Raw genomic sequence first — 6,982 nt, forward strand, 5'->3', positions numbered from 1 at the left:
TTTATCTCAATGAATTGGAAAGCACAATCGCAACAATAGACAGCGCCGAAAGTACCAGACTCACTGTCCGGTAACCTCCGTCTACTGATGCATATTTGGTTTTGTCTGGTTGTACATAAAGAACATCATTGTTCTTTAGATAATAATATGGCGAAGTAAAAAGCTTCGCAGAAGTAATGTCTATTGGTATAAATTCTCTTTTCCCATCTACCTCACGAATAAGCAGGATATTTTTTCTTTTAGCGGTAATATTTAAATCACCCGCCATTGTTAAAGCTTCAGTAACGGTTACACGTTCGCTTTGAATCTTGTATACATCAGGTTTTAAAACATCGCCCATTACAGATACTTTGAAGTTGAGCATTCTAACGGTTACTGCCGGTTCTCTTAAATACGTTTTTAATTGGCTCTGAATTTGATCAGCCAAAACACCTGTTGTTAAACCTGCAGCAGGAATCTTACCGATAAGCGGTAACCTAATTTCACCTTTTTGATCTACTAAATAACCAGAAACTCTTGCGCTGGAATCGCTGTAGGCCTTTGGGTTCAAACTACTTACTGTAATCCCTAGAATGTCAGAGTTTTGAATAGTAAGTGCACTGAAGTTTTCAATGTTTTCGGTAGTTTGCTTACTCTTGTCGAGATCCTGAAAGTAGGGAACATTCTTGTAAGCATTACACGCAGACAGCAATAACATGCCCGTTATTGCGTAAAGCAATAGAAATTTGTTTTTCATAATAATGTTGATTACACTGGGGGGTATAGCTTCGCCATTTCACTTACAGTGATCCTTTTTGACGAATTTAGATACTCGGGGATTTAATTGTTGAGCGTCTTAAAAAGCTTCTGCGAAAGTAGGGGAGATTTTATTTTCGAACGAATTTTCGAATGAGTTGGTTAGCATAACGTGGTATTTTGGGAAGGCTTCCCAGCTAAAATACTTCACAAAAGAGAAAATGTGTTGACTTATGGAAACTTGACCTGCAGATAAGTGTCAATAAACCAACACTTAAACATAAAAAGAGTATAAAACACTTATTATCAAGAAAGTGGGTTTACACAAATTCACATATTGATATACAAATGTAATCTTTAAGCTACATATTTGGCACATTTTCGGTTATTTTACAATGTCTTACCCCTTAAATATGAATTTAAAACCCCTCCCGCAACACGTTGCGAGTAAAAAAAAGTGGAAGGTCGTATATACGCGGTCCAACTATGAAAAGAAAGCGCATCAGCTATTAAGTCAATCCGGATTGCACAGTTTTTGCCCGGTTATTACCATTAAGAGTAAATGGGCCGATAGATATAAGCTTATTGAGAAACCGCTTTTCCCATCTTACCTGTTTGTATATGTAAGTGCGATTGAAGAACATAAAGTATTGGCTACTGCCGGCATTTTAAATTATGTAAATTTCTGCGGTAAGCCTGCTATCATGCCAGATGAAGATATCAGCAGAATTAATGGAATTCTTTCTACTTATAACGGAATTGAAACAATCAATCGCAAACAATTAGTTGTTGGAGATAAGGTATTAATTAATAAAGGCTTTAAAGCGGGTAGTGAGGCAGAGATATTAGAAGTGGAGGAGAAAACCGTATTACTGGTACTCAACCAACTTGATTGTGCCTTAGTTGCAAAAATTAGAGTAGATATTGGTAATATCATCACTGGTCAGGCAAAAACAATTTCATCTAATCGTTAAACAAATCACTAAAAACCCCTATTCATTATCATTATGGAACTCCATCATGGCCAAACAGTAGAAAGAATAATCAGAAGAAACGGATACAGCATCGCCGAACTTGCAAGAATTATTCAGGTTAACCGCAGATCAGTATATAACTGGTTTAATCAAAGACACCTTAAACCTGAAATTATATTTAGAATAGGATCCGTATTAAATCATGATTTCTCTTCAGAATTCCCATCCTTATTTGTTAAAGGCGAAACCATTGGCAAAAGTACACTCCACTATACAGAATCTACAGAAAATGCGTTAAGTACGGGCGATTCAAACTGGAAAGATAAATACATTGATTTGCTGGAAAAATACAATGAGCTCTTACAATTATGCATCAAAAACAAAAGTACTGTATTAGTTATTCTGTCGCTTCAACACTTACTATATTTTTAAGAAAAAACCCAAGTTCCTTAAGCAATTTGATTTGAGGCCTGATTTCTCCTATTGGAGTCTTAGCATCCGCGCAATTAATCAAACGCTCGGATATACAATCAAGCATTACTTCAAAATTTTCTTTTTCTACAGACATAAAGTCTTCACACTGATCTAGAAAACTAATGTACTCTTCAACATTAAAAGTGTATGCAGTATCTTTTATTTTAAATGAAGGATTTGCACCGGGAACTTCAGCAGACATTTGATTTTATTATTAGTTGCTTATAAATTATTCTTCTGGATCTTGCATTGGGAAACATACTGAAATATAATTACGTTTTAATACCATTATTACAAAACAGATGAAGTAAATCATTCTAATGATTCCTTTATCATTTATATTTTCTGATAAAACAAACAGGTATAACTACTGTAATTAACTAGCCAAAAATAAGATAATTTTTCAGCTTTACCCTCCACATTGTTTGATTCTTTTTACACAGAACGAACTGCAATGTGTGAAAGATTGAGTATTTATACGCAATTATACTTTAAATTTTCAGATTTAGCACAGAAAGAAATGCGTTTAAGAGGAGCAGGCAAAGTTTTAGCTTTCACCTAATCTGATAGATTATACCAAATTTATTTCCGTAAAATTGTAGTATGAATAATAACCCCGCAACCAGATTAAATAAATTCATCAGCGAAAGTGGTTTATGCTCCCGTAGAGAAGCAGATCGGTTTATAGAAAAGGGTAATGTATTTATCAATGGAAAGAGAGCCAAAATCGGCGATCAGGTTTTCGCCGGTGATAACGTGATGGTTAACGGGCATAACATCGAGCCAAAAGAAGAAAGTAACTTCATCCTCCTGGCCTTTAATAAGCCAACAGGTGTTACCAGTACAACAGAATCTAATATAAAAGATAATATTGTTGATTATATTAACCATAGCGAACGGATCTTTCCTATAGGAAGATTAGATAAAGATTCATCCGGGCTTATTTTTCTAACCAATAATGGAGACATTGTAAACAAGATTTTAAGAGCGGGTAATAAGCACGAAAAAGAATATGTGGTTACCGTAAATAAGCCCATTAACGAGGACTTCATTTTTGAAATGAGTAATGGCGTGCCCATTCTCGGGGTAAATACCCGCAAATGTAAAGTTCGGCAAATCAGCACCTTCGTATTTAACATCATTTTAATTCAGGGATTAAACAGACAAATTAGAAGAATGTGTGAGCATTTTGGCTATGAAGTAACCAAATTAGAACGAACACGCATCATGAATGTCAATCTAAAGGGCATTCCAACTGGCGAATTCAGAGAACTTTCTGAACAGGAAATGTCAGGGATAATGAAAAGCGTAGAGAAATCATCATCAGAGGCAAGTCCAAAAGCCAAAAATACTGCAAAGAAAAAACCAAATGCCTGGGAAGAAATTCCTGAGTTGAGAGAAGAAGCTAAAAAAAGTCAGAAACCTAAACACTCAACTGGGGCAAAACCAACATATAAAAAGCAAAGCGGCCCCTCATCAGCAAAAGGTAAAACAGCCGGAAAAAAAACTCACGCTACTAAAAATGCCAGACCCGCAAAAGGCAAACCTGCAGGAAAGTCAAATGGCAGACCAAAAGGAAGATAACCTGTTAATTGTAAAATTCTGAATCACAACCATTTGCTTTTTGCTTTAGCCTTTTAGCTTAAAAGCTTTTTAAGTATCTTTGCAGCAAATGGTAATAGCAAAAAAGATCGATATCCGCTCACTTGATTTAGCACAGTTGCAGCAACAATTAGCGGCCATGCAACAGCCAGCATTCAGGGCAAAGCAGATTTATCAGTGGTTATGGGAAAAATCAGCTACTAATTTTGATGAGATGAGCAATCTTTCTAAAGATTTGCGCAAAACATTAGATGAAGGTTTTACCATTAATGCTGTTCAGGTAAATAACTCACAATTCAGTAACGATCATACCATTAAAAATACGTTTCGTTTAGCAGATGGTAACATTGTAGAAGGTGTACTAATTCCGTTAGAAGATCGCATGACTGCTTGTGTAAGCTCCCAGGTTGGATGTAGCTTAACTTGTAAATTCTGTGCCACAGGTTATATGGATCGTAAAAGAAATCTGAACGCAGATGAAATTTATGATCAGGTAGTGCTCATAGATAAACAGGCCAAACAAAACTACAATAACCCACTTACCAATATTGTTTATATGGGGATGGGCGAGCCGCTATTGAATTATGCCAACGTATTAAAATCTATTGAACGTATCACCGCACCCGATGGTTTAAATATGAGTTACAAACGCATCACGGTATCTACTGCCGGAATTGCAAAGATGATTAAAAAATTGGGAGACGATGGCGCTAAATTTAACCTTGCACTTTCGCTTCATGCTGCTGATGATAAAAAACGCAATGAAATTATGCCAATCAATAAGGCAAACACATTAAAGGCATTAGCAGAAGCACTAAAGTACTACTTTGCCAAAACAAAAAATCCGGTCACTTACGAATATATTGTGTTTAACCATTTCAATGATGAGATAACAGACGCAATGGATTTAGCAAAGTTTTGCAAACACATTCCATGTAAAGTAAATCTAATTGAATACAACCCGATCTCATTTGCTGATTTTACCAATGCAGAAGGAGATAAAATCGATGCCTTCGCAAATTACCTGAAATCGCAGGGGATTACCACCAACATTCGCCGTAGCCGTGGAAAAGATATTGATGCAGCATGTGGCCAGTTGGCAGTAAAAGAAAGCTAAGATTAAACGGATAGCTTTATCTCTGCTAATTTTGATTCAATTTCCTCAAAATTCGGGCGGCTATCAGTTTTTGTAGAAAGGCATCTCTCTTTTAGTGATTGCAAAGCCAAACTGAATGCATCATTTTTATTGGAAGGGTATAACGATAAAAGATCATCCACCAGGTAACCAAAAGCACTTACTTCTATTTTCTCCAAAGCATAAGCATTGCTAAGTTCAGTTCGCTCATACCTGGTAGCTGCCCCAAAATCTCCAAACAGGGTATTACCCTCATCATCAATTAACATATTATGCGCATATAAATCGCCATGCATAATTCCTCTTTCATGCAAATGATTGGCCACCGAAGAAATAGAGGTTAATATGTTTATAATTTGCTGGGCAGAAAATTGAACATTAGGATCAAAAACATCGCGAGTGCACGACTTCAAACTTGGAGGATTTCCAAGATTTACATAATGTTTCGGAATAAGTTCCATTACCAAACCCGTTTTCGATTCGACAATATTATCTGTTGTGCCAAGAATCTTAACCAATGCATCGTGTTCCCCTGCTTGCAAACTCGAACTCATTTCATCTTCAGGGTATCCGTCGCTGGTTACGTCTCCCTTAAAAACTTTTACGGCCACATCATGAAGTATGCCTGCTCTCGATGCACGGTAAATCGTTCCAGAAGCACCTTCCCCTAACCTATCTTTAATTTGCAAGCTATTATAAGCAATAACCGGCGCTTCAATCTCTGCAATAGCATTTTGAGTACAAGGATTTCCAGCAAATGCCAGCCATGATAATTTTGGCAGGGAGAATAACCATTCAGGTATAATATCGATTTCATTTGCAGAAAGCCTTAAAAGTGCTAAAGCCTTACAATTTTGCAACTCATCAGGCAAGGCCGTTAACTGGTTTCCGGCAAGCATTAATTTTTCTAAACGATAACATTGACCAATAGCTGCCGGTATTGCTGATACCTGATTGTTTGTTAAAATTAACCACCTTAGGTTAGCGCCAATTGCATTATCCGGAATGGTCTGAATACGATTAGCTTTAAAGCCAACGATATCAAGTTGCGGGCAATCTGCCAAAACCTGGGGATAAGTATCAAAGCTATTATCAGAACAAAAGAAAACCTTCAGTTTTTTTAGCCTTCCGAAATCCTTTGGCAACTCAGATAAGTTATTAGAAGATAAATCCAGATATTCCAGGGTATCTGATAATGAAAAAATCTCTATTGGAAAGCTTGTTAATCCTTCAGATAGTTTTAGGGAAGTACAACCCTCCAATACTCCACATTTCAATTGCGCTAACGTCTGCATAAGAATACAAATTTTCACAAATATAAAATTTATCAACCTGGATAAGGCCAGTGTTTACCAAAAAAGCAATCCCTGTAGAGGTAAATAGCCAAATTTAACTTTTTTATTACCAATACATTAAATCCAGATTAGTAATCCTATAACGTTTATAATCTTGTACTATTATTGGCAGAATTATATTAAGAGCATGCTATTCTTTTTCTGCCTAATCTCGATAAAGATAATTCCAGAAATCCATTTTAGATTTCTGCTTCGACCTCTAGTCTTTACGCTCTCCTTCTTAATCTTTACTCTTTTATTACTTGCCCCTTAGTCATCTTTAAAAAGATCCTGAATCAAGTTCAGGAGGACGTAAGAAGGACTATACGAAGAATCGGCTTTGACCTTTCTGCTTTGACCTTTAGTCTTTACTCTTTGTTCGTTGCTCCTTAGTCATCTGTAAAAAAGATCCTGAATCAAGTTCAGGAGGACGTGCGACTGATGATGCGAAGAATCAGCTTTTAGCCTTCTGCTTTGATCTTTACTCTTTATTCCTTGCTCCTTAGTCATCTGTAAAAAAGATCCTGAATCAACTTCAGGAGGACGTACCGAGAACTATGCAAAGAATCGGCTTTTGGCTTTCTGCTTTGACCTTTAGTCTTTACTCTTTAATCCTTACTCCTTAGTCATCTGTAAAAAGATCCTTAATCAAGTTTAGGAGGACGTACCGTGAACTATACGAAGAATCAGCTTTTGGCTTTCTGCTTTGACCTTTAGCCTTTATTCTT

Annotated in this window: 7 protein-coding genes; 4 read left to right on the forward strand and 3 right to left on the reverse strand. The window is 36.5% G+C overall.

Annotated features, from left to right (window positions below; translation table 11 throughout):
* Position 1 precedes the first annotated feature (1 nt).
* Positions 2 to 736: a polysaccharide biosynthesis/export family protein gene (locus SOM16_RS14125; protein ID WP_320464637.1), complete on the reverse strand. Its 735-nt coding sequence runs from the start codon at positions 734 to 736 to the stop codon at positions 2 to 4.
* A gap of 412 nt (positions 737 to 1,148) precedes the next feature.
* Here SOM16_RS14125 and nusG point away from each other — a divergent pair, with 412 nt between their 5' ends.
* Positions 1,149 to 1,709 carry a UpxY family transcription antiterminator gene (gene nusG, locus SOM16_RS14130; RefSeq protein ID WP_320464638.1) on the forward strand — a complete coding sequence of 187 codons (561 nt, stop codon included), beginning with the start codon at positions 1,149 to 1,151 and terminating at the stop codon, positions 1,707 to 1,709.
* 33 nt (positions 1,710 to 1,742) lie between these two features.
* Positions 1,743 to 2,141 (forward strand): helix-turn-helix transcriptional regulator, encoded by a 399-nt coding sequence (locus tag SOM16_RS14135; protein ID WP_320464639.1) that lies wholly within the window; start codon positions 1,743 to 1,745, stop codon positions 2,139 to 2,141.
* Here SOM16_RS14135 and SOM16_RS14140 read toward each other — a convergent pair.
* Positions 2,107 to 2,385 (reverse strand): hypothetical protein, encoded by a 279-nt coding sequence (locus SOM16_RS14140; protein WP_320464640.1) that lies wholly within the window; start codon positions 2,383 to 2,385, stop codon positions 2,107 to 2,109. The genes SOM16_RS14135 and SOM16_RS14140 overlap by 35 nt on opposite strands.
* 401 nt (positions 2,386 to 2,786) lie before the next feature.
* Between SOM16_RS14140 and rluF the strand changes: the two genes are divergently transcribed.
* Both rluF and rlmN read left to right on the forward strand, forming a co-directional pair.
* Complete coding sequence (gene rluF / locus SOM16_RS14145) at positions 2,787 to 3,767, forward strand: 23S rRNA pseudouridine(2604) synthase RluF (RefSeq protein WP_320464641.1); 981 nt, start codon at positions 2,787 to 2,789, stop codon at positions 3,765 to 3,767.
* 88 nt (positions 3,768 to 3,855) lie between these two features.
* On the forward strand, positions 3,856 to 4,902 hold the full coding sequence (gene rlmN, locus SOM16_RS14150) for a 23S rRNA (adenine(2503)-C(2))-methyltransferase RlmN (RefSeq protein WP_320464642.1): 1,047 nt from the start codon (positions 3,856 to 3,858) through the stop codon (positions 4,900 to 4,902).
* Between the two features lie 2 nt (positions 4,903 to 4,904).
* Here the strand turns inward: rlmN and SOM16_RS14155 are convergent, their stop codons facing one another.
* A complete protein-coding gene (locus SOM16_RS14155; protein WP_320464643.1) occupies positions 4,905 to 6,215 on the reverse strand; it encodes a leucine-rich repeat-containing protein kinase family protein in 1,311 nt (436 codons plus the stop codon).
* Between the last annotated feature and the right edge of the window lie 767 nt (positions 6,216 to 6,982).

Origin of the sequence: Pedobacter sp. CFBP9032 (assembly GCF_034045265.1) — a bacterium.
Classification (GTDB): Bacteria; Bacteroidota; Bacteroidia; order Sphingobacteriales; family Sphingobacteriaceae; genus Pedobacter.

What these genes read in the sequence shown, in the direction of transcription:
- SOM16_RS14125 (WP_320464637.1), bottom strand. Translation starts at nt 736, where the DNA reads ATGAAAAACAAATTTCTATTGCTTTACGCAATAACGGGCATGTTATTG.
- rlmN (WP_320464642.1), top strand. Translation starts at nt 3,856, where the DNA reads ATGGTAATAGCAAAAAAGATCGATATCCGCTCACTTGATTTAGCACAG.
- SOM16_RS14140 (WP_320464640.1), bottom strand. Translation starts at nt 2,385, where the DNA reads ATGTCTGCTGAAGTTCCCGGTGCAAATCCTTCATTTAAAATAAAAGAT.
- nusG (WP_320464638.1), top strand. Translation starts at nt 1,149, where the DNA reads ATGAATTTAAAACCCCTCCCGCAACACGTTGCGAGTAAAAAAAAGTGG.
- SOM16_RS14135 (WP_320464639.1), top strand. Translation starts at nt 1,743, where the DNA reads ATGGAACTCCATCATGGCCAAACAGTAGAAAGAATAATCAGAAGAAAC.
- SOM16_RS14155 (WP_320464643.1), bottom strand. Translation starts at nt 6,215, where the DNA reads ATGCAGACGTTAGCGCAATTGAAATGTGGAGTATTGGAGGGTTGTACT.
- rluF (WP_320464641.1), top strand. Translation starts at nt 2,787, where the DNA reads ATGAATAATAACCCCGCAACCAGATTAAATAAATTCATCAGCGAAAGT.